Here is a 1,158-nt window from a genome sequence, read left to right as displayed (position 1 = left end):
CCGTCGCATGATGACGGCCTGACGGCTACGGGCAGGCCGGCCATCCCCTCACTGACGAAGACCACGCGTCCGTCCACAATGATCTGCCCCTTGGCCCTGACCTTCAGGACGCGCTCTCCCGGCGCGTACTCGATCGCAGGCAACTTGGCGGGATAAGGGCGGGGACTGGGCCGGTAGCGCGATAGGGGCGGCATCTGCCCTAGCGCCTGGTGCGGCCTGATGTGGTTGTACTGTTCGCGCCAACGGTCCATGGCCTGCTGGCAAGCGAGTAGGTTGCTAAACCCCCGCGCTTGGAGCAGCTCTCGCTTGAGGGTTCGATGCAGGCGCTCGAGCTTGCCCTGGGTCTGCGGGTGGTGGGGACGGCTATGACTGATACGCACGCCCAGACGCATGAGCCAGACCTCCAGGCCCGTCAGGCCGGTGCCGCGCACCGAGGCCCAGGATGGGCCGTTGTCTGCCGTGATCCGTTCGGGCAACCCATAGCGGCGGAACACCGCCTTCAAGTGCTGTTGGACCGTGCTGCTGCGCTCATCGCCACAAGCCTGTATGCACAACGCGTACCGCGAGTGGTCATCCAACAGTGTCAGCGGATGGCAGCGCCCGTGACGGGCATCCGTCAAGGGAAAATGTCCCTTGAAGTCCATCTGCCACAGCACGTTCGGTGCTTCATGCTCGAACCGCTGGGTTGCCGTTGCCGCGCCCGAGTCCTCGCCTGACACCTGGCAACCGTGGCGTCGCAAAATGGCCGCGATCGTGCTGGGCGCCGGCGCAGTCGTCTGCTCAAGCAGTGCTCGCAACTTGCGTGGCCCCCAGTACGGGAAGCGCTTGTGCAGCGCTAAAACCGCAAGCTCGACCTGCGTGGAGGTACGGCAAGGGCTGCAGGTCGGTCGGCGAGACATATCCTGCAACCCAGGCGGGCCGTTCTGCTCATAGCGGCCCAACCACTTATACGCGGTCTTGGCACTGATATCGAAACGGCGGCACAGTTCACGGATGTTGCTACCTGGCCGCCGGGCCAGCTGAACGAACTCGAAACGGCAGGACATAAGGCTCGACTCCTTCCACGGCATCGCTCGCTCCTAAAAACGGCCATACCGTGATGCTAGAAGTGTTACCTATGTCTCCGAACACCTGTTACCCATGTCCCCGGTCCGTACA

1 protein-coding gene is annotated in these 1,158 nt (G+C 63.6%); it reads right to left on the bottom strand.

Features of this window, described 5'->3' with window-relative positions:
- A partial coding sequence (locus tag ACI0FO_RS29400) for an IS481 family transposase (protein WP_416032092.1) occupies window positions 1-1,046 on the bottom strand: 1,046 nt, incomplete at its 3' end.
- Window positions 1,047-1,158 lie beyond the last annotated feature (112 nt).

The sequence above is a fragment of the Achromobacter marplatensis genome, assembly GCF_049060505.1.
Classification (GTDB): Bacteria; Pseudomonadota; Gammaproteobacteria; order Burkholderiales; family Burkholderiaceae_B; genus Achromobacter; species Achromobacter marplatensis_A.
This window is presented reverse-complemented; position numbering and strand designations above follow the sequence as displayed.